This window comes from Gloeobacter violaceus PCC 7421 (assembly GCF_000011385.1).
Lineage (GTDB): Bacteria > Cyanobacteriota > Cyanobacteriia > Gloeobacterales > Gloeobacteraceae > Gloeobacter > Gloeobacter violaceus.
The window spans coordinates 2,430,243-2,452,413 of the sequence record NC_005125.1; the positions used below are offsets into that span (position 1 = coordinate 2,430,243).

The 22,171-nt window shown below is 61.0% G+C and carries 23 protein-coding genes; 17 read left to right on the top strand and 6 right to left on the bottom strand.

Translation table 11 applies throughout. The features are described 5' to 3' along the window. Positions 1-59: 59 nt before the first annotated feature. From GLL_RS11725 to GLL_RS11740, 4 genes are all read left to right on the top strand, one after another. A complete protein-coding gene (locus tag GLL_RS11725) occupies positions 60-3,086 on the top strand; it encodes a DEAD/DEAH box helicase (protein ID WP_011142263.1) in 3,027 nt (1,008 codons plus the stop codon). Beyond that, positions 3,083-3,907 (top strand): SWIM zinc finger family protein, encoded by an 825-nt coding sequence (locus GLL_RS11730; protein WP_011142264.1) that lies wholly within the window; start codon positions 3,083-3,085, stop codon positions 3,905-3,907. Before GLL_RS11725 ends, GLL_RS11730 begins: the two co-directional genes overlap by 4 nt. 40 nt (positions 3,908-3,947) lie before the next feature. After that, positions 3,948-4,241: a hypothetical protein gene (locus GLL_RS11735; RefSeq protein ID WP_164928976.1), complete on the top strand. Its 294-nt coding sequence runs from the start codon at positions 3,948-3,950 to the stop codon at positions 4,239-4,241. 70 nt (positions 4,242-4,311) lie between these two features. Continuing rightward, entirely contained in the window at positions 4,312-5,010 is a 699-nt protein-coding gene (locus GLL_RS11740; RefSeq protein ID WP_164928977.1) for an SDH family Clp fold serine proteinase, read from the top strand. A 13-nt stretch (positions 5,011-5,023) separates the two neighbouring features. On the opposite strand, the gene GLL_RS11745 is transcribed toward GLL_RS11740, so the two are convergent. The 3 genes from GLL_RS11745 to hrcA form a co-directional block, all read right to left on the bottom strand. Beyond that, positions 5,024-5,680 (bottom strand): hypothetical protein, encoded by a 657-nt coding sequence (locus tag GLL_RS11745; RefSeq protein WP_011142266.1) that lies wholly within the window; start codon positions 5,678-5,680, stop codon positions 5,024-5,026. A 17-nt stretch (positions 5,681-5,697) separates the two neighbouring features. Then, a complete protein-coding gene (locus GLL_RS11750) occupies positions 5,698-5,922 on the bottom strand; it encodes a hypothetical protein (protein WP_164928978.1) in 225 nt (74 codons plus the stop codon). Positions 5,923-6,015: 93 nt separating this feature from the next. After that, positions 6,016-7,098: a heat-inducible transcriptional repressor HrcA gene (gene hrcA, locus GLL_RS11755; RefSeq protein ID WP_011142268.1), complete on the bottom strand. Its 1,083-nt coding sequence runs from the start codon at positions 7,096-7,098 to the stop codon at positions 6,016-6,018. A 130-nt stretch (positions 7,099-7,228) separates the two neighbouring features. Between hrcA and GLL_RS11760 the strand changes: the two genes are divergently transcribed. The 9 genes from GLL_RS11760 (at position 7,229) to hslO (ending at position 13,681) form a co-directional block, all read left to right on the top strand. Further along, positions 7,229-7,645, top strand: coding sequence for a response regulator (locus GLL_RS11760; RefSeq protein ID WP_011142269.1), 417 nt, complete (start codon positions 7,229-7,231; stop codon positions 7,643-7,645). Next, entirely contained in the window at positions 7,627-7,851 is a 225-nt protein-coding gene (locus tag GLL_RS11765; protein ID WP_011142270.1) for a histidine kinase dimerization/phospho-acceptor domain-containing protein, read from the top strand. Before GLL_RS11760 ends, GLL_RS11765 begins: the two co-directional genes overlap by 19 nt. After that, positions 7,823-8,527, top strand: a complete 705-nt coding sequence (locus GLL_RS11770) for a response regulator transcription factor (protein ID WP_011142271.1) — start codon at positions 7,823-7,825, stop codon at positions 8,525-8,527. Before GLL_RS11765 ends, GLL_RS11770 begins: the two co-directional genes overlap by 29 nt. Positions 8,528-8,548: 21 nt before the next feature. Beyond that, positions 8,549-9,697 carry a glutamate--cysteine ligase gene (gshA, locus tag GLL_RS11775; protein ID WP_011142272.1) on the top strand — a complete coding sequence of 383 codons (1,149 nt, stop codon included), beginning with the start codon at positions 8,549-8,551 and terminating at the stop codon, positions 9,695-9,697. Positions 9,698-9,789: 92 nt separating this feature from the next. Next, entirely contained in the window at positions 9,790-10,284 is a 495-nt protein-coding gene (gene petE, locus GLL_RS11780) for a plastocyanin (RefSeq protein WP_011142273.1), read from the top strand. A gap of 315 nt (positions 10,285-10,599) precedes the next feature. Continuing rightward, positions 10,600-10,809, top strand: a complete 210-nt coding sequence (locus GLL_RS11785) for a BBE domain-containing protein (RefSeq protein ID WP_164928979.1) — start codon at positions 10,600-10,602, stop codon at positions 10,807-10,809. 131 nt (positions 10,810-10,940) lie between these two features. Then, positions 10,941-11,816: an NmrA/HSCARG family protein gene (locus GLL_RS11790; RefSeq protein WP_011142276.1), complete on the top strand. Its 876-nt coding sequence runs from the start codon at positions 10,941-10,943 to the stop codon at positions 11,814-11,816. Between the two features lie 129 nt (positions 11,817-11,945). Continuing rightward, entirely contained in the window at positions 11,946-12,707 is a 762-nt protein-coding gene (locus GLL_RS11795) for an ABC transporter ATP-binding protein (protein WP_011142277.1), read from the top strand. A gap of 53 nt (positions 12,708-12,760) precedes the next feature. Then, on the top strand, positions 12,761-13,681 hold the full coding sequence (gene hslO / locus GLL_RS11800; RefSeq protein ID WP_011142278.1) for an Hsp33 family molecular chaperone HslO: 921 nt from the start codon (positions 12,761-12,763) through the stop codon (positions 13,679-13,681). 48 nt (positions 13,682-13,729) lie between these two features. Here hslO and GLL_RS11805 read toward each other — a convergent pair whose 3' ends face one another. Beyond that, positions 13,730-14,785 carry a hemerythrin domain-containing protein gene (locus GLL_RS11805; protein WP_011142279.1) on the bottom strand — a complete coding sequence of 352 codons (1,056 nt, stop codon included), beginning with the start codon at positions 14,783-14,785 and terminating at the stop codon, positions 13,730-13,732. Between the two features lie 194 nt (positions 14,786-14,979). On the opposite strand from GLL_RS11805, the gene rpoB reads away from it, so the two are divergent. Further along, on the top strand, positions 14,980-18,276 hold the full coding sequence (gene rpoB, locus GLL_RS11810) for a DNA-directed RNA polymerase subunit beta (RefSeq protein ID WP_164928980.1): 3,297 nt from the start codon (positions 14,980-14,982) through the stop codon (positions 18,274-18,276). A gap of 69 nt (positions 18,277-18,345) precedes the next feature. On the opposite strand, the gene GLL_RS11815 is transcribed toward rpoB, so the two are convergent. After that, positions 18,346-20,079: an SWIM zinc finger family protein gene (locus tag GLL_RS11815; protein WP_164928981.1), complete on the bottom strand. Its 1,734-nt coding sequence runs from the start codon at positions 20,077-20,079 to the stop codon at positions 18,346-18,348. A gap of 349 nt (positions 20,080-20,428) precedes the next feature. Between GLL_RS11815 and GLL_RS11820 the strand changes: the two genes are divergently transcribed. Next, positions 20,429-20,590 carry a hypothetical protein gene (locus GLL_RS11820; RefSeq protein WP_011142282.1) on the top strand — a complete coding sequence of 54 codons (162 nt, stop codon included), beginning with the start codon at positions 20,429-20,431 and terminating at the stop codon, positions 20,588-20,590. Positions 20,591-21,082: 492 nt separating this feature from the next. Here the strand turns inward: GLL_RS11820 and GLL_RS11825 are convergent, their stop codons facing one another. Beyond that, positions 21,083-21,373 (bottom strand): hypothetical protein, encoded by a 291-nt coding sequence (locus GLL_RS11825; RefSeq protein ID WP_011142283.1) that lies wholly within the window; start codon positions 21,371-21,373, stop codon positions 21,083-21,085. Between the two features lie 188 nt (positions 21,374-21,561). Between GLL_RS11825 and GLL_RS11830 the strand changes: the two genes are divergently transcribed. Further along, positions 21,562-21,795 (top strand): type II toxin-antitoxin system MazE family antitoxin, encoded by a 234-nt coding sequence (locus GLL_RS11830; RefSeq protein ID WP_011142284.1) that lies wholly within the window; start codon positions 21,562-21,564, stop codon positions 21,793-21,795. Next, positions 21,782-22,141 carry a type II toxin-antitoxin system PemK/MazF family toxin gene (locus GLL_RS11835; protein WP_011142285.1) on the top strand — a complete coding sequence of 120 codons (360 nt, stop codon included), beginning with the start codon at positions 21,782-21,784 and terminating at the stop codon, positions 22,139-22,141. Before GLL_RS11830 ends, GLL_RS11835 begins: the two co-directional genes overlap by 14 nt. Positions 22,142-22,171 lie beyond the last annotated feature (30 nt).

Genomic DNA, 22,171 nt, shown 5'->3' on the forward strand with positions numbered 1-22,171 from the left:
GAAGTGCCATGCCCAATTATTTCACCCAGCAGCCAGTCAGCGAAGCATAAAATGTCAGCATGGCTATCTTGCACGGTATCTGGGTTCACCAACCCCCCCGGGCCGGGCTTTTCCTTTGGGGAGAAACCTGGAGGCAGGTCGCAAAGCGGCGCAAGCGCTCCGAAGCACCCGCTCCGCATCCCTATGTCCAGCAACCGGCCGAGTTGTCCCCCCGCCTGGCTGCCCAGTTTCCCCAGATACCGCTCAGCTTGCTGGTACCCGAGACGCTTGCACTCCAGTTGCCCGCCACGGTCGAAAACGTGGTCTACTCCGCAAGCATTGCTCCCGAGGGCAAGCTTTTGGAGTTGGAACCGTGGCTGGTGGAAGGTTTCTGGCTCGACGGTCACCAGGCTTTTGAACTGTTGCTCGGGGTACCCCTGGGCGGCGGGGACGCATCGATTGGCGACGACCTGCGCTTCTGGTCGCAGTGCGCCCGCTGGGTGCTTGACTTGCTGGTGCGCGCCAAGTACCTGCCCGACCTGGAGAGCGGCGACGGCCAGGAAATCCCCACAGCCCGCTGGGTGCCCCTGCTCGACAGCGCCGTCGATCAAGCCCGCCTCAAAGAATTTGCCGCCCGTTTGCCGGGCGCCTGCCGCGCCGCTACCCCCGAACTATCTCCGCACCAGATTCTCAAGAGTTTCCTGAGCGCCATGCTCGACGCGCGGGTGCGCACGCTGCTCGCTTGCGAGCCTCCCGATCCGCGCACGCTGCCTGCCGGAGCGGTGCGCCCCTGGCTTCTGGCCCTGGCCCATGCCCAGCCCCAGCTCAAATCTCCGGACCCGGAGACGCCGGCTCTGGCGGAAGCCCTGGCCACCTGGCGCGCCCCCCTGAGCTATCAGGTTCGCTCGCGCACCTGCTTCCGTCTGCAGCCGCCCGAGGAGAGCCAGGGCGAGTGGAAGCTGCACTTTCTATTGCAAACAGGCGACGATCCCGATTCGCTGATGGCTGCCCAGCAAGTCTGGAGCAGCGCGGGTGAGCTGCAGGAGGTGTTTCTCGCGGGCTTGGGCCTCGCCTCGCGTATCTTTGTGCCCGTCGAGCGGGGATTGCTCGTCCCCCAGCCCACCTGCTGCACCATGAGCACCGTCGAGGCGTTTCAGTTTCTCAAAGCCGCCACCTGGCGGTTGCGCGACAGCGGCTTCGGGGTGTTGTTGCCCGAGAGCCTCGCGGACGCGGGCAGCCTGCGCAACCGCCTGGGCCTCAAACTCGAAGCGAACGCGCCGGGGCGCAACGGTTCGGGCCTCGGCATGCAGAGCTTGCTCGCTTTTAAATGGGAGCTGTCGCTCGCGGGCAAGACCCTGAGCCGCGCCGAGTTCGACCGCCTCGCCGCTAGTTCTGAACCCCTGGTCAAAGTCAACGACAACTGGGTCGAATTGCGCCCCCAGGACGTGCGCGCCGCCCACAGCTTTTTGCAGTCGCGCAAAGATCAGGTCGGACTCTCGTTGGAGGATGTGCTGCGCCTCAACTTCGGCGACACCCCCAAAATCGACGGTCTCCCCATCGTCAACTTCGACAGCTCCGGCCCCATTCAGCAACTGCTGGAGACCCTCACCGATCAGCGCAAACTCACCCCCATCGACGAACCGCCGGGGTTCAAGGGCACCCTGCGGCCCTATCAAAAAATTGGCGTCGGCTGGCTCGCCTTTTTGCAGAAGTGGGGCCTGGGTGCTTGCCTAGCCGACGACATGGGACTCGGGAAGACCGTAGAGTTGATAGCATTTCTTCTTTTTCTCAAATCCAAAAATGAGCTGGACGGCCCTATATTGTTAATTTGTCCGACTTCAGTGATGGGAAACTGGGAAAGAGAAATAAAGAAATTTTCTCCTAGTTTATCTGTACATGTCCATCATGGGGCGCGGCGGCCGAAGGGGCGCAATTTTGTCGAGACGGCCCAGAAAAAGCAAATCATCGTCAGCAGCTACGCCCTGGTACAGCGCGACAGCAAAGATCTCAAGCGCGTCGAATGGTTGGGCCTGGTGCTCGACGAAGCCCAGAACATCAAAAACCCCGACGCCAAGCAGACCCAGTCGATTCGGGAACTGACAGCGCGCTTTCGCATCGCCCTCACCGGCACACCGGTCGAGAATCGCCTCGCGGAACTGTGGTCGATCCTCGATTTTCTCAATCCCGGCTATCTGGGGGCGCGCAACTTCTTTCAGCGCCGCTTCGCAGTTCCGATCGAAAAGTACGGGGATCGCTCCTCGGCGAACGCCCTCAAAGCTCTGGTGCAGCCGTTTATCCTGCGGCGGCTCAAATCCGACCCGCAGATTATTCAAGATCTGCCCGAGAAGCAGGAGACGAATGTCTTCTGTCCGCTCACACCCGAGCAGGCGGCCCTCTACGAGCGGGTGGTGAACGAATCGCTCGCCAAGATCGAGCAGAGCACCGGCATCCAGCGGCGCGGGACGGTGCTGGCCACCTTGGTCAAACTCAAGCAGATCTGCAACCACCCGAGCCACTACCTGGGTGACGACGGACCGCTCGCCAACCGCTCGGGCAAACTCAGCCGCCTGGGCGAGATGCTCGAAGAAGTGCTCGCCGACGAGGAGCGGGCGCTGATTTTTACCCAGTTCGCCGAGTGGGGCCACCTGCTGCAGGCGCACCTGAGCCGCCAGTTGGGTTCAGAAGTGTTTTTCCTCTACGGCGGCACCAGCAAAAACCAGCGCGAGGCGATGATCGAGCGCTTCCAGAGCGATCCGCAGGGGCCGCGGATTTTTATTCTTTCGCTGAAGGCAGGGGGTGTCGGCCTCAACCTCACCCGCGCCAACCACGTCTTCCACTTCGACCGCTGGTGGAACCCGGCGGTCGAGAATCAGGCCACCGACCGCGTCTTCCGCATCGGCCAAACCAAGAACGTACAAGTCTACAAGTACGTGTGCACCGGCACGCTCGAAGAGCGCATCAACGCCCTGATCGAAAGCAAAAAGGCCCTGGCTGAGCAGGTGGTGAGCGCCGGTGAGAACTGGCTGTCGGATCTAAATACCGATCAACTGCGGCAACTGTTGGTACTCGATCGCTCGGAGATTATCGACACGGAGGACACCGCGTGAACAGCGATCCGGCCAAAGCTTCTCAGGAGGCGGCACCGAAGGTGTTCGCGAGCCAATGGTGGGCGCAGCGGTGGATCGACGTACTCGAATCATTCGGCTGGACGCAGCGGCTCGCGCGGGGCCGCAATTACGCCCGCGGCGGCAATGTGCTCGCCATGGAATTTCAAGGCTCCAAGGTCAAAGCCAAAGTCCAGGGCACCGCCCCCGTCCCCTACGACGTGACGCTGTTTCTCGACCGCTTCAGCGACGAGCAGTGGGAAGAAGTGATCGAAACACTCGCGGGCCGCGCCATCTTTGCCGCCAAATTGCTGGCGGGCGAGATGCCCCAGAATATCGAAGAGGCCTTTATTGCAAGCGGGCTGAGTTTGTTTCCGTTTAACAAATGGGACATCCACAGCCAGTGTTCCTGCCCCGACTCGGCCAATCCCTGCAAGCACATTGCCGCCGTATACTACCTGATGGGCGAGCGCTTCGATCAAGACCCGTTCGTGCTGTTTGCCCTGCGCGGACGCAGCCGCACCCAGATCCTGCAGCGCCTGCGCGAACTGCGCGGCAGCGGTGCCCCTTTACAGAGCGAACCCGCCGAAACCGAATCGGCTGCCCCGCCCGTGCCGCCCCTTAAAGCCCAGGGTTTCTGGCAACTGGCAGGCGATCTCGACCCGTCGCTGGTGGCAATTTTGCCGCCGCCGTCGCAGGAGACGGTACTCGACGTGCTGGGGCCGCCGCCCATCGAAGGGGCGGAACCGGTGGTCAACTACTTCAAAGGCACTTACGCCCAGGTGCGCAACTGGGCGATCACTGCGGCGCTCGGGACGGAGTAGCCGCGGCGACGCAACCGTGCACAAAAGTCGAGGATGTGATATGAGTGCTTTGAAGCTGATGATTGCCAAAAATCCGATGTCTTCACTTCAAAAGGGCCATTTTTCCGCCGGACAGCCGGTTTCAGAACACGACGTGGTGCTTCAGCACCTGCGCGAGCGAGGCAAGCTGCCGCCCGTTGCGGTGGGCGACTGTGAGAATCTCGACAGCAAGTACTTGTTCCCCGATGAGCCAAGCACCCGACCCACCGAGTACAACGTCGTCACCGAGTACCAGCGGCGGCACCTTTCTGCGGACGACCGAGCTGCCTCTACAGTCGCCAAAGTACTGGGTTAAAGAAAAAGACCGCTACCTGCGGCAGCTTTTGATCCGAGATATCCAACTGGAAACCGGCCGGGAGCTTGTGGTGTATTTCACCAACCTCAGCACCCCGGCGATGATCTCGGATCCGGATGCTTATGATTTATCCGAAGTTCTGGGGGACTGCACCGCCGACAATGTCGATCTGCTCATCCACACCCCCGGGGGTGTCGTCGACGCGTGCGAACAGATCATCAGCGTCCTCAAGCTGCGCCTGCCGGGAGGGTACAGGGTGGTGATCCCTGGCATGGCTAAGAGCGCCGGTACCGTCGTGGCACTGTCTGCAACGCAAATCGTCATGGGGGTGAATTCGGAACTCGGTCCCATCGATCCTCAATTCGGCGGTGTGCCTGCCGAATTCATCGCAAACGATCCCGAAGCGCCCCACCAGGTTCAGCAAATTGCCCAAAGCGCCATTTTGCGGATGCGCAAAATGGCCAAATTTGTGCTTGAAACGGGCATGCTGCATGACCAAACTCCAGACAAGATCGATGAAGTGGTTGTGCAACTTTCCTCAGCGCAGAGCTATCTGTCCCATGGGGCAGTGATCAACGCGGTGGAGGCGGAGGAACTGGGCTTGAATATCAACTACCTCGGCCCCCAGGACAGGCTCTGGCAAAAATTTTGGTTTCTCTTCTGCATGTACGATTACGACTGCAGACAGCTGGGCTACTCGAAGATTTTTGAAGGGGCACGCATCAGTTTGGCCAAACCCGTTCCCTCCCGGTCGGGGGGGGAAGGCTGAGGGGCGAAAGCGCTCAAGCTTCCAGTTGCAGCCAATGCACTGGTACATCCTGAAGCTGATCGGTGCTGCTTAAGAAAGCGGGGGTAATCTCGCCCGAGCGTGGGTTCTGCAGCACTTTGCCGGTAATCGGGCTATAGGCGTCGGCGTACAATTGCGAACAGATATATGCGCCCCTTTTTGGCCTTACCGCGTTCGAGACGCTGTTGAAGCCTACCCGCGAGAGCCAGAACAAATCAAATATTGAAGCGATGGAGTAGGGCGTTTTGAGTTTTGTCAGAGCGCGCAGGGCGATTCTCCAGCGTTGGTCCATCTCGAGATCTAGATCCCTACGCACACGGATGAAGTGACGACCGTCTATGTAGATATCCATGCTGGTGTGGCGTACACCGACCGGCATGGCCTCGCAGATGTCGCCGTCGCCGACGTAGATGGCGGCGTGGTGCCACCGGGCGTCCTTCTGCTGGTAACCTCCGTCGGTATGGCCAGCAATAATCAAACTCTGGGTGAAGTCCGGCTGCAAGGGGCTGACCAGTACCAGATCGCCAGGCAGCCAATTGCCTATGTTGGCGTAAAGACCGAATCTTCGTACGCGCAGAGGAATTGGCCCCCCGAAGTGATAAACGCCCGCAGTGGTTCTGTCGCGGGGATCAAGAAACAGTTGGGGCGGCATGGAAAGGGATGTGGGGCTTAGTGGACCAGTTCGAGGTATGCCACCCTGTCTCCGACAGCCCTGAAATGGACCTCGGTCCCTTTGCGCAGCGCCAGCTCGCCCACACTTTCGCCCCGATAGTTTTGCAGGGCGGTTACCGAAAAAACGTACTGATACTTCGAGGCCACATCCTGTACGAAGCCATGGCCGTCAGGAAGCACCCGGTAGACTGTTCCCTTCTTGAGCTGCTCAGTAGTATGCACAGAACTGTCCTCCATCGACCACAAAAGATCCAGGCAAAACGTTTTGCCAACTTTTTCTCCATGCTAGCAAGTCAGGGCGTCGAGAAAACCAACCTACCAGCGGTGCGGTTCGTCCTCGGCCTGCATCACCTGGCAGAGGTGGTCGCTTGCGGCCTGTACCGAAGCGATGGCCCGGTCGTAGGGTAGCCGGGTGGGGCCGAGAACGCCCACCGAACCCACCGGCACCTCGTTGAGGTAATAGGTGCTGCTGACCAGCGAGCAGAACTGCATCGGCCCCAGCGGGTTTTCAGCGCCGATGCGCACGACGATCTGCCGGCTGTGGCGCTGGGTCGGGGAGATGAGCGGCCCGAGCCGTTCGCGCTCGACTTCGAGCAGCTGCACGATGGCCTGGATGCGCTCGGGTTCGGCAAATTCGGGCTGCTTGAGGATTTCACCCACGCCGCTCACGTAAAGCTGGCCCGTGGGCGGCTGCAGAACCCGCTGCAACAGCGCAATCAGGCCGCGCAAAAAGTCGGTGTACCAGTGAAACTCGCCGCCCATCGCCTCCACGGCCGCCGCATTGAGATCGTCCAGCCGCCGATTCTGGAGCTGGAGGTTCAGGAAGTTGTTGAGCGTCTCGAGTTGCTCGGCCATCTCCGGCTGGGGCAGATCGAGCAAAAACGAGCGCGTCTGCAGCGCGTCGGTGACCACGATCACCAGCGCCCGCCCCTCGCCGATGTGCACGATCTGCAGATGACGGACACTCACAAAGACGCTCTGGGGGGCGGTGATCAGCGCTACACAGCCGCTCAGGGTGGCTAGAAGCCGGGTCGCCCCCTGCAGAAGGCTTTCTAAGTCCTGTCGCTCCCCCAGGTTCTCAGCGAGGGCGGCGCGCATCTGCTGGATGAGTTCGGTCGGCGGCGAAATCAACTCATCGACGTAGACCCGGTAGCCCGAATCCGACGGGATGCGACCGGCGCTGGTGTGGGGCTGGAACAACAATCCCCAGCTCTCGAGCACCGCCATGGCGTTGCGGATCGTGGCCGAGCTGAGGCCGAAGTTGTATTGCTGGGTGAGCATCTTCGAGCCGACCGGCTCGGCGGTATCGATGTAGCTTTTGACCGTCGCGTGCAAAATCTGCTTGAAGCGCGGGTTCAAGGGCAATCTTGCGGAGGATTCGAACGAAAAACTGCTCACGACGACTGCCTATCTCGCTTCTGGGATCAACACCAGCATTCTAACGGGGACACGGCCCGGGGTCGCCGGGCCGGGCCCGCCCGCACTGTGATACATCTTGCCAACCTGGCCGCGCCGACGGGCGTGTCCCATGATACCCTTGAAATCGAGCCTGTGTCTGGGCAATCCCCACGGTATGGCGAAAGTTCTGGTCATTGAGGATGTACCGATTAGCCGCAATCTGCTGCGCCGCGTGCTGCACCTCGCGGGTCACCAGGTGCTGGAGGCCGAGGACGGTCCCGGTGGCCTGATTGCCGCCCTCGCGGGCGAGCCGGACTTGATTTTGATGGATTTGTCTTTGCCGCTTTTGGACGGCTGGTCGGTGTTGCCCCGTCTGCGCGAACAGGGGGTCGGCGTGCCGGTGGTGGCCTTGACGGCCCACGCCCTGGTGGGGGATCGCGAGCGGGTGCTCGCGGCGGGCTTCGACGGCTATATGAGCAAACCGATCGACGTGAGAACCTTTCACCGAGATCTAGAGAGCTACCTAACATGCCCGAAGACGCGATAAAACCCGTCCCGTTGCGGGATTTGCGCCACGACATCGGTGAGCCGCTGACGGCGATTCGTCTGTACGCCGAGGTACTGCGCACAGAGACACAGATGGACAGCGGCCTGCGCCAGGAGTTGCTGGAGGCGATCGAAGGTCAGGCCATCCTGCTGCAGCAGCGCTTAGAGGAGATCCTCGGTGAAGCCGTATCAAATTCTCATCGTTGAAGACAACCACCAGCTGCGCGCGCTGCTTAACTGGCAACTGGAGCAGGACGGCTATCGGCCCCACGCCGTGGGCACCCTCAAGGACGGACGCGACTGGCTGAGCGGTCACCGGCCGGATCTGGTGGTGCTCGATTTGCAGTTGCCCGACGGCGACGGCATCGACTTTTGCCGCTGGCTGCGCCAGCAGGTCGAATCGTACATTCTGATTTTGTCCTGCCGGGGCACCGAAGGCGAGAAGGTCGTGGGCCTCAGGGCAGGGGCGGATGACTACCTGGCTAAACCCTTCGGCATGCAAGAATTTCGAGCGCGCATCGAGGCCCTGGCCCGACGGCTCAGGCAGCGCTCGATGCAGTTCGGGCCGCTGACCATCGACCCGGTGCAGCGCCGGGTGCTGCTCGACGGCCACCTCATCGATCTGACCCCGCAGGAATTCAGCCTGCTCTACGTGGTGGCCAAAAGCCCGGGGGTGCCCTTCACCCGCGAGGAACTGCTCAAACTCGCCTGGCCCGAGCAGGTGGACAACCCCCGCACCGTCGATACCCACGTCCTCACGTTGCGCAAAAAAGTCGAATCGGACCCGCGCCACCCGCGCTTTTTGCAGACCGTGCGCGGCATCGGTTATATGTTCCTCCTTGAGGAGCCTGGTTCCCAGGCGCGCTCACCCCTAAAATCTTGACAGGGAATCAAAAGGCGCAGCATGGCCCTACTGACCAAAGGCTTTGAAGTCGAGATGTATACCGGTACCGCTGCCGGGGATGTTGTCGGTTTGTCGCACCGCATCGTGCGGGACCTGCCCGGGTTCATGCTCGAACCCGACCGGCGCAATGTCGAGTACGCCACCGAACCGCTCACCGGCTACGACGACCTGCTCTGTGCGCTGGTGCACCCGCGCTGCCAGCTGCGGCGCTATCTCAAGACGCTGGGGGACTACACGCTTATCCCGGGCAGCGCCCTGGCCCTGAAGCACGACACGGCCCGCTTCTTGCGTTCCGACCCCGACAATCCCTACCACACCCGCATCGAAGAGCAGCACGGCACCCGGGTGGTCACTTCGAGCATCCACATCAATTTCGGCATCGCCGAGGCCGAGGACATCATCAAAGCTTGCCGGCTCCTGCGCCTCGAAGCGCCGGTGGTGCTGGCCTTGAGCGCTTCTTCGCCCTTTTTTAATGAAGAAGCGAGCGGGGCGCACTCGACGCGCTGGCTGCGCTTTCCGCGCACCCCCGAGCAGGTGCCGCTGTTTTTGAGCCACGCCCATTACATCGACTGGGTGGAGGAGCAACTGCAGTTGGGGACGATGTTCAACGTCCGGCATCTGTGGAGTTCGGTGCGCCCCAACGGTGCGGACCGGCCCTACCGCATCAACCGCACCGAGCTGCGCATCGCCGATCTGATCGCCTCGCCGCCGGTGCTGTTGGGGATCACGGCCCTGGTGGAGACGCGGCTGTTGGCGCTGCTTGCAGGCGAAATCCCCGACCCGCTCGCCGGTGCGTTTACCCCCACAGAACTGGTCGAGATGACCGATCGCAACGAGCGGGCGGCGGCGGCCGACGGCCTCGATGCGCGCCTGATCGATTGGCAGACCGGCCGCGAGTCGAGCGTGCGCGAGTGGACCGAGCGCTGGCTGGTGCAGGCGGCACCGGTGGCTGCCGAGCGCGGCTTCGAGCGCTATTTGCCGGCGGTCGAATCGGTGCTTGCCTACGGCAACGAGGCGGACCGCTGGCTGGCCGCCTACCGCTCCGGGGTCTCGATACGGACGATTTTGCAGCAGGCCGCCCGCAGACTCGAAGCCGAGGAAGCCGAATTGCGCGCGCGGCTTTGCGTCGGTGCTCCTTTGCCTTGTTAGATGCCGCGCTCTCCTGCCTATCGGGGGACAGAGCGAGTCCGGGCGACGGGTTGGTTAGATTGGAATTCAAGGTTAGTGCAAAGGAAACTTCCGTGAAAAAAGCCCCCGTATCCTTCGCGATTGCTCTGGTGGTATTGTTGAGCGCCTGTGGCGGTGGTGAGACGACCACCACGACCACGACCACCGAAACCACCCCCGCTCCCACCGAGCCCAGTGCCACCGCTCCGGCAGAACCCACCGCCTCGGCGCCTGCTGAGCCCGCCGTCCCTGCCCCCGGCGAGGGTCTTGTCGTCAAGATGGGTTCAGATACGGGCCAACTGGTCTTCGTGCCGGCAAAGCTCACCGTCAAGCCCGGCGACAAAATTGTCTGGCTGATGAACAAAGCCGGTCCCCACAACGCCGTTTTTGACGCAAACGTCCCCGACCCGGCTGCCGCCAAGGCGATGGCGCTCACCAAGCTGCTCAACAAGCCCGGCGACAAACTCGAAGTGACCGTACCGGCAAACGCCAAACCCGGCGACTACGCCTTCAACTGCACGCCCCACAAGTCGGCGGGTATGGTCGGGGTCCTAACCGTCCAGCAGTAGGAGCCCACCAATCTTCAGGAGTGCCGCAGGCATGTGAACTTTGGCTGTCCGGTTCAGAGGACAAGAACTGAGGCGCGAAGTGATGCCTTCGTATTTTGTCTGGATCAAAGCCTGGATGGAGAATCTGAGCGATGTCGAGAAGCAAACTTTGATTGAACTGCTGACAAAGCTACGTTCAGGCCTCTGCGCGATACAAAAATCGAAGTTCAACAGCTTGATGGAGCACTCGTCCATGGCGCCGCCGAGCGGGGCGCGTTCCAACCCTCGGCGGCGCCGTATCTACTGCATCTTGTGACACCGGCCATCAAAGCGCCCATGGCGCAGATCACAAAAGCGACGCAGCAAGCCTTCGCGTCATTCGGGGACACCTACACCGGCGAGGCTTACTACAACTTCCTGCGCGGCGATGAGCAGCAGCGGGTAACGCGGGCTTTTGGCGACGCGAAACACGGGCGGTTACGAGAGATCAAAGGCCGGTTCGACCCGGCCAATGCGTTTCACCTCAACCTCAACATCGAACCTTAGTGCGACGGTTAAGGCTGAGATTTTTGGTAAAACGACAGCAGAGAGTCGCCGTGAGCGCACATCACCTGCTTCACGACCGTCATGCAAACTCGCAACCTTGGTTGGCTAACCAGTTTACAAAGGAGACATCAGTGGAAAAGTCGAATCAAACTATTCTCGTTACCGGCGCAACCGGTCACCAGGGCGGCGCGGTGTCCCGTCATCTTTTGCAACGCAAATTTATGGTTCGCGCTCTGGTGCGCGACGAAAACAAGCCCGCCGCCCAGGCACTCAAACAAGCGGGCGCAGAACTCATCGAAGGAGATCTCGACGAGCGCGCTTCACTTGAGCGCGCTCTGCAAGGCGTCTTCGGTGTTTTTTCAGTTCAAAGCTTCGACGACGGGTTGGACGTCGAAATCCGCCAGGGCAAGGCTCTCGTAGACGCGGCGAAAGCGGTGGGCACCCAGCATTTCCTCTACAGCTCGGTGGGCAGCGCAGAACGCAAAACCGGCATTCCGCATTTCGACAGCAAGTTTCAAGTCGAAGGATACCTCCGAGCCAGCGGTTTGCCGTACACGATTTTGCGTCCGGTTTTCTTCATGTACAATTACAGCTCCATGCGCCCGATGATTGAAACCGGAACGCTCTCCCAGCCGCTCAGCCCCGAGCGGAAATTGCAGCAACTTTCTGAAGACGATTACGGAGAAATGGTCGCCGAGGTTTTCGAGCGACCCGCAGATTTCTTGAATCGCGAGGAGGAAGTCGCAAGCGTGGATCTGACGATGACGGAAGTCGCTGCCGCGTTCAGCCGCGTTTTGGGAGAAAACGTCGCCTACCAACAAATTCCTTTTGAAGCGTTCGAACAGCAAGCCGGTGAGGAAATGACCACGATGTATCGCTGGTTTGAGGAGGTCGGCTACGGAGCGGATTTGGTGAAGTTGAAACGCGATTTTCCGGAGCCGACCGACTTGGAAGCCTATTTGCGCGACCACGATTGGGCAAAACCCACCGAAAGCGCGTCCGATTAATCCTGCCATGTTCTACTTGGGGCAGTTCACTGTTTCAAAATATTTCGCCAACGGTATCGTACCCCGGCCATACCCCAAGGGTGATAAGGTGTCGGGTGCCAGTACGCTCTGACACCTGACACCCGCTCCATGCCTCTGCTTGTCGTCGAGAACCTCACCAAGCGCTTCGGCGGTTTGGTGGCCGTCAACAACGTCTCTTTCAGTGTCGAGCCTGCCGAAATTTTGAGTGTGATCGGACCGAACGGCGCGGGCAAGACGACACTCTTCAACATGCTCACGGGCATTCACCAGGCGAGCGAGGGAAATGCAAGCCTCGCGGGCAGGCCGCTCACCGGTCTCAAGCCCCACCAGATTGCCGAGGTCGGTCTGGCGCGCACATTTCAAAACATCCGCCTTTTTGGCAGCATGACGGCGCTCGAAAACGTGATGATTGGCCGCCACAGCCGCACCCGCGGCGGCTTCTGGTCCGCCCTCCTCCCTGGCAAAGCCGGGATCGAAGAAGAGCGGCAAATTGCCGAGCGCGCCCACGCAGAACTTGCCTTCGTGGGTCTTACCGCCCGCGCCTCCCAGAGCGCCGATCGCCTGCCCTACGGCGATCAGCGCCGATTGGAGGTGGCCCGCGCCCTCGCCACCGATCCGCAAATGGTGCTGCTGGACGAACCCGCCGCCGGTATGAATCCCCAGGAGACCGCCGCGCTGGTGGGTCTTATCCGCAAAATCCAGAGCCGTGGCGTCACAGTCGTGCTCATCGAACACGATATGAACCTGGTGATGAGCCTGTCCGACCGCATTGTCGTTATGAACTTCGGCCAGAAAATTGCCGACGGCAAGCCCGCCCAGGTGCGCTCCAATCCTCAGGTGATCGCCGCCTACCTGGGCGGCGCAGTTTAATGCCCCGGCAGGGCACAATAGAGAAAGTGTGTAAATTTCCGTAAAGGATTTTCATGGCGGATCAACTGGTACGGGCGACGGCGGCACAGGGCAGGATCCGGGCCGTGGGCGTGCTCTCGACGCGCCTGACGGAGGAAGCGCGCGGCCGGCACAAGCTCTCGTATGTGGCGACGGCGGCTTTGGGGCGGACGATGGCGGCCGGTTTGCTGATTGCCTCCAACTTCAAGCAGACCGAGGCGCGGGTGAACCTGCGCCTCCAGGGAGATGGACCCTTGGGCGGCATTCTGGTGGACGCGGGGGCCGACGGCACCGTGCGCGGCTACGTCAAAAACCCCCAGGTGGAACTGCCCCCTTCCCCCAAGGGCAAGCTCGACGTCGGCCGGGCGGTGGGAGCGAACGGTTTTCTCTATGTGGTCAAAGATCTGGGCTATGGCTACCCGTTTTCGGGCACGACCGAACTGGTGAGCGGCGAAATCGGCGACGATGTCACCCATTACCTGGTCACCTCCGAGCAGGTGGCCTCGGCCCTGATGCTCGGGGTGTTCGTGGGCGCCGACGGGGTGGATGCGGCCGGCGGGCTGCTGTTGCAGGTGATGCCCAGTGCCGATGGCCAGGAGGACGAGGAACTGGCCGCTACGCTTGAGAGGCGACTGGCGAGTGTAGAAGGTTTTACGCCCCTGGTGCGCTCGGGCAAGCGCATCCCCCAGATTCTCGAGGAACTGCTGGGGGATATGGGCCTCGAAATTTTTCCGGAGGTGCAGTTGGTGCGCTTCCACTGTCACTGCTCGCCGCAGCGGGTCCTGGGGGCACTCAAAATGATGGGCGAAGCCGAACTGCTCGATATGATCGAAAAAGACGGCGGGGCTGAGGCCACCTGCCACTTCTGCAACCAGGTCTACCAGGTCAAAGCGAGCGAGCTTGAGACCCTGGTCGAGCAACTGCGCTCCGAGCGCGAGGTCAGTTCGCAAGAATAAAAAAGGGGAGGCCGTCTGCCTCCCCTATCGTTCAATGTTTCGAACGTTTTACGAACGGCCGGTCATCTGCTGCTGCCGGATGTCCTGGTAACGGCTTTTGGCCATCTGGAACTGTTTGCCCATCTCGCGCAGCTGCTCATCGCTGAAGTGCTGGCGCAGCTTGGCAAAAAGCTCGGCCTCCTCGTAGTTGACGTGGCTGGTCACCTTCTGCTGCAACTGGGCCAGGCGCGAGTCAAATTCGGCAGAATCGATGCCGCTGGTTTTAACTTGTTCGAGAAGGGCCACCAGTTCGTCTTGATCTTTGTAGGCGAACTCGGCTTTCTCGATGCTGTCGTCGAAGCGCTTGAGGTCGGCGTACCAGGTCTGGTCTTCGGCCTCGGCGTGGGCGCTTAGATCGCCGTAGAGCTGGTTAAAAAATTCCAACTTCTTGGCCGGGTCGTTCGTGCCCTGGATCTGGCCGAACAGCATATTGACCTTCTGGTGGTCCATGCGCACGATGTCGGTCACTTTCATGTCCGCACCGCCCTCGCCGTGGGAGATGACCGAGCCGAAGACGCCGGAAAGGGCCGCCAGCGAATCTTGCACCCGTGCCCACAGACCCTGGTCGGCCTCTTTGCCGGTCAGCTCGCGCGTGCCGAGCACCTCCAGGATGCCCTTGAGCTGCTCTTGGTGGGCGCGGTTCTCGAAGTTGACCGTATTGAGCGGGGCGATGGCCGCATCGATGTCGGCACCGACCAGCTGGGCCGCCTTGTGGACCAGGATGCCGGCCATCGCCGCCTGGTGCTTGAGCAGTTCGAGTTGGCTGAACTTGTCGTAGAGGCTCAGCTTGCTGCTTTGCATCAGGTCGTTCAGCTTGTCGGTCATCTCGACGACGGTGTCGCGCGGTTCGCCCTTGACGCCGTACTGGATGATCGTGTTCTCGATGATGGTGAGATTTTTCTGATCGTCTGCGAGCATGTCCCCCAGCCGCTTGCGGATGTCCGGGTCGTCGGACAGGGTGACCAGGCGCTGCTCGATGGTGATCAGCAACTCCTGAAGGGCCTTGATGTCGGCCAGTTTGACGGCAATCGCCAGGCGTTTGTCATCGGCAATGATAGGTACCATGCGGGTGTCCTCTCGTCTCGTCCTATACGGAACGATCGTCGCCGCTCGGCCGCGGACCCGGGAGTGCCGCGAGGACGAAATGCTGGCGGTTCGTACTCCGTCTGAAGTATGATGGAAAACCTGTCGGGCGCCTTTGGCGTCCCTGCTGTCCTGTGCCCGACTTTCGCTATGCTGACGCCCTGCCTGAGGTACGCATGAGCAACGCTTTGACCACGCCCAATTATTTGCTGCCCGACCTTGTCGAGATCCAGCGGGAGAGCTTTCGCTGGTTCCTCGAAGAGGGTCTGATCGAGGAGTTGTTGAGTTTTTCACCCATCACCGACTACACCGGCAAGATGGAGTTGCATTTTCTGCAGGACTACAAACTCAAAGAACCCAAGTACTCCGTCGAAGAGGCAAAGCGGCGCGACTCGACCTATTCGGTCCAGATGTACGTCTCCACCCGCCTCGTCAACAAAGAGACCGGTGAAATCAAAGAGCAGCAGGTCTTTATCGGCGAGTTGCCTTTGATGACTGACCGGGGCACATTTATCATCAATGGTGCCGAGCGGGTGATCGTCAACCAGATCGTCCGTTCTCCCGGGGTCTACTACAAGCAAGAACTCGACACCAACGGCCGTAAGACCTTCAACGCTTCGCTCATCCCCAACCGCGGCGCCTGGCTGAAATTCGAGACCGACGCCAACGACTTGGTGTGGGTGCGCATCGACAAGACCCGCAAACTCTCGGCGGTGGTGCTGCTCAAGGCCCTGGGCCTTTCGGACAACGAAATTCTGGACGCTTTTCGCCATCCGGAGTACTTCCAGAAAACGATTGAAAAAGAAGGCAACTACTCCGAAGAAGAAGCGTTGCTCGAACTCTACCGCAAGCTGCGTCCCGGCGAGCCTCCGACCGTCTCCGGCGGCCAGCAGCTTCTGGAGACCCGCTTCTTTGATCCCAAGCGCTACGACCTGGGCCGGGTGGGCCGCTACAAGCTCAACAAAAAGCTGCGGCTGAGCGTCCCCGAGACGACCCGCATCCTCACTCCCCAGGATATCCTCGCCTCGATCGACTACCTGATCAACCTCGAATTCGACATCGGCTCCCCCGACGACATCGACCACCTCGGCAACCGCCGGGTGCGCTCGGTGGGCGAGCTGTTGCAAAACCAGGTGCGCGTCGGCCTCAATCGCCTGGAGCGCATCATCCGCGAGCGGATGACCGTCAGCGAAGCCGAGACGCTCACCCCGGCCTCGCTGGTCAACCCCAAACCGCTGGTGGCCGCCATCAAGGAGTTCTTCGGCTCCTCGCAGCTCTCGCAGTTTATGGACCAGACCAATCCGCTCGCCGAGCTGACCCACAAGCGCCGTCTTTCGGCCCTCGGTCCCGGCGGTCTGACGCGCGAGCGGGCCGGTTTCGCGGTGCGCGACATCCACCCGTCGCACTACGGCCGTATCTGCCCGATCGAGACGCCCGAAGGCCCCAACGCGGGACTGATCGGTTCGCTTGCCACCCACGCCCGGGTCAACTCCTACGGCTTCATCGAGACGCCCTACAAGGTGGTCAAAGACGGTCGGCTCAGCGGCGAAATCAAATACCTCACCGCCGATGAGGAGGACGAATTTCGGGTGGCGGCGGGGGACGTGGCCGTCGATGAGGGGGGCAACATCCTTGCCAACCCGGTCACCATCCGCTATCGCCAGGAGTTCGGCCTCGCCTCCCCGGCCGAGGTCGACTACGTGGCCGTCTCGCCCATTCAGATCGTCTCGGTGGCCACTTCGCTGATTCCGTTTCTTGAGCACGACGACGCCAACCGGGCGCTGATGGGCGCCAACATGCAGCGCCAGGCGGTGCCGCTGTTGCGCCCCGAACGGCCCCTGGTGGGCACGGGCCTCGAAGGGCAGGCGGCCCGCGACTCGGGCATGGTGATTGTCTCCGACATCGACGGGGCGATCACCTACGTCTCGGGCGAGCAGATCCGGGTGCGCGGCGAGAACGGCCAGGAATTTGCCTACCCGCTGCAAAAGTACCAGCGCTCCAACCAGGACACCTGCCTCAGCCAGCGCCCAATCGTCAACGTCGGCGACCAGGTGCGCAACGGCCAGATCCTGGCGGACGGTTCGGCCACCGAGGGGGGTGAACTGGCCCTCGGTCAAAATATCCTGGTGGCCTTCATGCCCTGGGAAGGGTACAACTACGAGGACGCCATCCTCATCTCCGAACGGCTCGTCTACGACGACGTGTTCACCTCGATCCACGTCGAAAAATTCGAAATCGAAGCGCGCCAGACCAAACTCGGTCCCGAGGAGATCACCCGCGAAATTCCGAACGTCGGCGAAGACTCGCTGCGCAACCTGGATGAGCGCGGCATCGTGCGCATCGGCGCCTGGATGGAAGCGGGCGACATCCTGGTGGGCAAAGTCACCCCCAAGGGCGAATCGGACCAGCCGCCTGAAGAGAAGCTGCTGCGGGCCATCTTCGGCGAGAAGGCGCGCGACGTGCGCGACAACTCGCTGCGGGTGCCCAACGGCGAAAAAGGCCGGGTCGTGGACGTGCGCGTCTTCACCCGCGAGCAGGGCGACGAGTTGCCGCCGGGGGCGAATATGGTCGTGCGCGTGTACCTGGCCCAAAAGCGCAAGGTGCAGGTGGGCGACAAGGTGGCCGGCCGCCACGGCAACAAGGGCATCATCTCCAAAATTCTGCCCAAGGAGGACATGCCCTACTTGCCCGACGGCCGCCCGGTCGACATTGTCCTCAATCCGCTGGGCGTCCCTTCGCGCATGAACGTCGGCCAGGTCTTCGAGACGCTGCTCGGTTGGGCCGGTGCCTGTCTCAACGTGCGCTTCAAGGTCACTCCCTTTGATGAGATGTACATCAAAGAAGCGTCGCGCTACCTGGTCCACGAGAAGCTGATGGAGGCGCGCGAGGTGACGGGGGATCCGTGGGTCTACTCCGACACCGGCAAGCACATCGGCAAAATTCAGGTCTACGACGGACGCACGGGCGAGGCGTTCGATCGGCCGGTGACCGTGGGTCAGATCTACATGATGAAGCTGGTGCACCTGGTGGACGACAAGATCCACGCCCGCTCCACCGGCCCCTACTCCCTGGTCACCCAGCAGCCCCTGGGCGGCAAGGCCCAGCAGGGCGGCCAGCGCTTCGGCGAAATGGAGGTGTGGGCGCTCGAGGCCTTCGGCGCCGCCTACACCTTGCAGGAGTTGCTCACGGTCAAGTCCGACGATATGACCGGCCGCAACGAGGCGCTCAACGCCATCGTCAAGGGCAAGGCGATCCCGCGCCCGGGCATTCCCGAGTCCTTCAAGGTGCTCGTGCGCGAACTGCAGTCCCTTGGCCTCGACGTGTCGGTCCACAAGATCGAGACGCAGCACGACGGCTCTTCGCGCGACGTCGAAGTCGACTTGATGGCCGACGTCGGCGGACGGCGCACCCCGAACCGGCCCACCTACGAAAACATCGGCGGCCCCCGCGAGATGGAGTTCTCCGAGGATTAACCCGGTAAATCCGCAGTCTCAATCCAACCCCGTTCTGGCTTCCAGGGCGGGGTTGTTTTTATGATGCAGTCAGAAACTGGTGTTCACCAGCTTGATGAAGTTGCGCTTGGCTTTGTAGGTTTTGCGCAGGTGTGCAAGCCAATCCTCGAACTGTTCGTGTCGGCCGAGCCGGTCCATCAGCAGGTGCACCTTCACCAACAGCCGCACCGCCTGGGCGTAAGCGTCGTTGTTCGTCTGCTCGATGAGTGCATCTACCGGACGCCGGTAGATGGGCAACGCTTCTTCAGGGTGCTCCAGTTCCAGCGCTTCGGCCAGTCTTAGCCACAGTCTTTGATCGCAGCCGAGGGCTTTAGCCTCGCGTAGGGCTTGATCGACATCACCTTCGCTCAAGAAAAATTCGACCAGCAGTGAGCCGTCGGTCAGGTGCGCGCCGTACCGGCCGCTAGAATAATCCTGCTTTTTCCCAATCAGCGCACGGATGTGGGCGAGGGCACTCTCGCGGTACTGAGGCCACAGGCCGTATCCCTCGGTAAACTTCCTGAGTTTGGCAAAGGTGGTCATGTAGGGAGATTCGTTAAATTCGGTCCACACCAGGTTTAACGCTGCGTCGAAGCGGTCGCGCCGCTGGTATTCGTCGACCAGAAAATCGCGCAGCCGACCGTCGGGGCGCTCGTTAAAAGCCTGCCAGCCCCGTTCTGCCCACTCGAGCGCCTCGTTATCCCGACCGGCCGTGCGGCACAGTTCGGCAATTTGCAAAAAAGCATAGGCCGAGGACAGATCCCGGCTCTTGACGGCAATCAGGGCGTCGATGTCGCCCAATTGCTCCGTCAGGCGCTCCATGATCCGGGTCAGACGATAACGATTTCCCTCAAAGCTGCGCTGATCCCCGGGTTTCAAAGCCGGCAGCCGCTGCCATTCAGCCTCGGCCAGGCGCCGGTAGAGGGCGGTACCGGCTTCGCCCAGCACTTCGGCGTAGCTGTCCATCGCGTCGAAGAACGTGTCGAACTCGGCGCGCATCTCCCAATCGAACAAGTAGCGGGCCAGTTCCTCGGGATCGGGCCTGGCCAGGTGACAGGCTTGATGGTGCAACTCCTGGGCGCGCATGAGTATACCGCCCACATGACCTTCAGAATCGTCGACGCCGTGGGAGAGCACCTCCTCCAACCGCTCAAGCGCTTCTTCGGCCAGGTCGATTACCGCTTCGGCCTGACCGGCATCGAGCAATTGGGCGATCGAATCGAGGACCATATCGATCCGCTGGGCGTACCCCCTGGCTTCGCCGTATTCGACGTAGCCGTCCGTCGCGAGTGCCCGCTGTAAACTCTGCCGGAATGTCGCCACATCCACTCGCTCAGCGGTGGCCGCCGCTTTCAACTGCAATCGCTCGCCGAAGTCGACATCTTGGGCGGCCTGCTCCAGCAGAAGCCGCACCAGTTCTGTGCGGTCGAGACCCTCCAGGTAGGTGCGCAGCTTCGACTCGGCCGTCCGGTGCTGCGCGGTTTGCTCCTCGACCGCTTCGGGATCGTCGAGCCAGGCCAGGGCCACCGCCACGCAGTGTTTGCAGAAGATCCCGTCGCTGCCGACCGGACAATCGCAGGCATAAGCCAATTCGCCATCCTCTGCCCACAGCTGCACCTGATAGAGCTGCGCGCCCTCGACGACGGCACGGAGTCTCCCCTCGCGCTCGATGAGCGAATGCACGCGGCCGGAGCGGCAATACTCCCGACCGCGCGCAAAGGTACGGCTACCGGCTATCTCCGACAACAGTTCCTCGTTCAGCAAGTTGCCCAGTTCCTGCTCCATCGCCCTCACCCCGACGGTACCTCTAGATTCCCCTCTGAGCGTTTGGTCCGCAACCCCGTGCGGCGACCCAGTCGCGAGGTTTTCAGGTTCGTTGCGATCCAAGTCTTGGTTTTGCTACCTGCAATGGCAACCAAGAAGCAGATTATGCAATGCTAAACTCATGTTTCAACAAAAAAGACGCAAACTGAGCATCAAGTACGCCCTCGATCGGGGAAACATCGCAATCATCGACGAGCTGGATGCAGACCTCCATCCTTTGCTAATACCGGAGGTATTTCGCTAGTTCCATGACCCCGGGCGCAATCCTCACGGAGCTCAACTATTTCTCACAGCACACAATGCCGGACTGATGGACTTTCTGGAAAAAGAAGAGATCTACTTTACAGAAAAAGACCGTGAAGGTGGAACGCAGATCTTTGGTGCCCAGCACATTCAGGGGTTGCGTCGGGAGCCCAGCCTTGCCCGCAAATACCTGGGCGGTGTGCTGAGCGCCATACCGCGGATTGGCTGATGCAAATGCCCAGAGGTGAACGGCAATTCAGACGTGTTCGCAAGCGTCTCTTCTTTGCTGTTGAGGGGGATGGGGAACAGGCCTTCTGTCGGTGGTTGCAGGAGTTGTGCGACGAGGCTGACAGGTACCTTCACCTTGATGTACACAATCTTTGTGGGGGCGACCCCCTTAAAATGGTGCACCAAGCGCTCCAGCGCCGCGAGCGAGGGCTGCAAAGAGGAGAATACGGCACTTCGGTTCTACTGATTGACGGAGACAGGCTCGAAGAAGGCAATTCAAGAACAGTAAAAACTCTACAAATTGTGGCACAGGAAGGATTGCAACAGGTATTGAACGGTTTAGGGAGCTTTGGGAGTTTTTTCCTTGTATTGGCCGAGTATCCATTCCCGTTCCCAAAACGGCGGCGCGCGGGCTTGCGATGCCAAAAAACAGCCCGCCCAAGGCGGGCGGGCGTCACCTTTAGGTGGCAGGAAACTGGTCTGAACCGGGCCACTAGCGGCAGGCCACCAGACCGGCGGTCGCAGTGCCGACGTAGGGGGTCGAATCGCTCCAGGACTCCGAGGCGCGCGGGCCGTTCTCGTCGTTGTCCGGGTTGAAGCGCGGGTTATCGACGCACTTTTTCTCGTCACCGAAGACGATGCTGCCCGAGGCGGCCTGCTTGTCGGCCTGGACTTCCTGACGGGGCGACTCGGATTTTTGGGCGTCTTTGTCCGCGGCGATGGCCGGAACGCTCAGGGCAACCAGGGCGAAAGCGGCGAGCATGGGGGCGAAACGGGTGATCATGACGGGTTCCTCCGGGGCTGAAAGTTGGTAATTGAGCGCTTCAAGCTCATATCTTCAGAGTCCCAAAGGACCGTGAGCCGAACGTGAGGGTTATGTGAGAAAAACTTTACATTGCGGGCGGCCAGGCCGGAGACAATGCAAGTAGGATAAACTGGTATGATAAATGCGCTCTAAGGTCACTCACGCCCGTGAAACGCAAGATAGCCGTCACTCTGGATGAGGAAGCGTTGGCCTTTTTGGACGCCCAGGCCGGGGGCAACCGCAGCGATTACCTCAACGCCCTGTTGCATCGGCAGCGCAGCGCGCAGCGGCGAGCGGAATTGATCGCCTCGCTCAAGCACGATGCCGAAGATCCGGAGTATCTTGCGGAGCTTGCCGCCTGGGACGGCGTCGCAGGAGACAGCATCGGTGCCGAACGATAAACTGACTTACCGGCGCGGCGAAATCCGCTGGATGCGGCTCGATCCGACCCTTGGAGCCGAAATTCAGAAGACCCGATCTTGGCTTATCGTGCAGGACGACGTGATGAATCAGTATGGGCTGTTGACGGTTGTGATGCCCTTTCGGCCGGGCTCCAGAAAAGCCCCCTACGTGGTCAACGTGCAGGCGTCGGCGCAGAATGGCCTGGACCAAGATCGCTTTATTGATGTGGGGCAGATCCGCAGTATCGATCACAGCCGTGTCCTCGAACGGATCGGGGTGCTGGAGGCGCAGTACTGGCCTGCCGTCCGCTCGGCCCTGGACCTGGTATTGGGGTTTGAGCCGTAGTGCTTGTCCGATACCAAAAGGCTTGAGCGC

What these genes read in the sequence shown, in the direction of transcription:
- GLL_RS11725 (WP_011142263.1), top strand. Translation starts at nt 60, where the DNA reads ATGGCTATCTTGCACGGTATCTGGGTTCACCAACCCCCCCGGGCCGGG.
- GLL_RS11735 (WP_164928976.1), top strand. Translation starts at nt 3,948, where the DNA reads ATGAGTGCTTTGAAGCTGATGATTGCCAAAAATCCGATGTCTTCACTT.
- GLL_RS11745 (WP_011142266.1), bottom strand. Translation starts at nt 5,680, where the DNA reads ATGCCGCCCCAACTGTTTCTTGATCCCCGCGACAGAACCACTGCGGGC.
- GLL_RS11760 (WP_011142269.1), top strand. Translation starts at nt 7,229, where the DNA reads ATGATACCCTTGAAATCGAGCCTGTGTCTGGGCAATCCCCACGGTATG.
- GLL_RS11765 (WP_011142270.1), top strand. Translation starts at nt 7,627, where the DNA reads ATGCCCGAAGACGCGATAAAACCCGTCCCGTTGCGGGATTTGCGCCAC.
- gshA (WP_011142272.1), top strand. Translation starts at nt 8,549, where the DNA reads ATGGCCCTACTGACCAAAGGCTTTGAAGTCGAGATGTATACCGGTACC.
- GLL_RS11785 (WP_164928979.1), top strand. Translation starts at nt 10,600, where the DNA reads ATGGCGCAGATCACAAAAGCGACGCAGCAAGCCTTCGCGTCATTCGGG.
- GLL_RS11795 (WP_011142277.1), top strand. Translation starts at nt 11,946, where the DNA reads ATGCCTCTGCTTGTCGTCGAGAACCTCACCAAGCGCTTCGGCGGTTTG.
- hslO (WP_011142278.1), top strand. Translation starts at nt 12,761, where the DNA reads ATGGCGGATCAACTGGTACGGGCGACGGCGGCACAGGGCAGGATCCGG.
- GLL_RS11805 (WP_011142279.1), bottom strand. Translation starts at nt 14,785, where the DNA reads ATGGTACCTATCATTGCCGATGACAAACGCCTGGCGATTGCCGTCAAA.
- rpoB (WP_164928980.1), top strand. Translation starts at nt 14,980, where the DNA reads ATGAGCAACGCTTTGACCACGCCCAATTATTTGCTGCCCGACCTTGTC.
- GLL_RS11815 (WP_164928981.1), bottom strand. Translation starts at nt 20,079, where the DNA reads ATGGAGCAGGAACTGGGCAACTTGCTGAACGAGGAACTGTTGTCGGAG.
- GLL_RS11820 (WP_011142282.1), top strand. Translation starts at nt 20,429, where the DNA reads ATGGACTTTCTGGAAAAAGAAGAGATCTACTTTACAGAAAAAGACCGT.
- GLL_RS11825 (WP_011142283.1), bottom strand. Translation starts at nt 21,373, where the DNA reads ATGATCACCCGTTTCGCCCCCATGCTCGCCGCTTTCGCCCTGGTTGCC.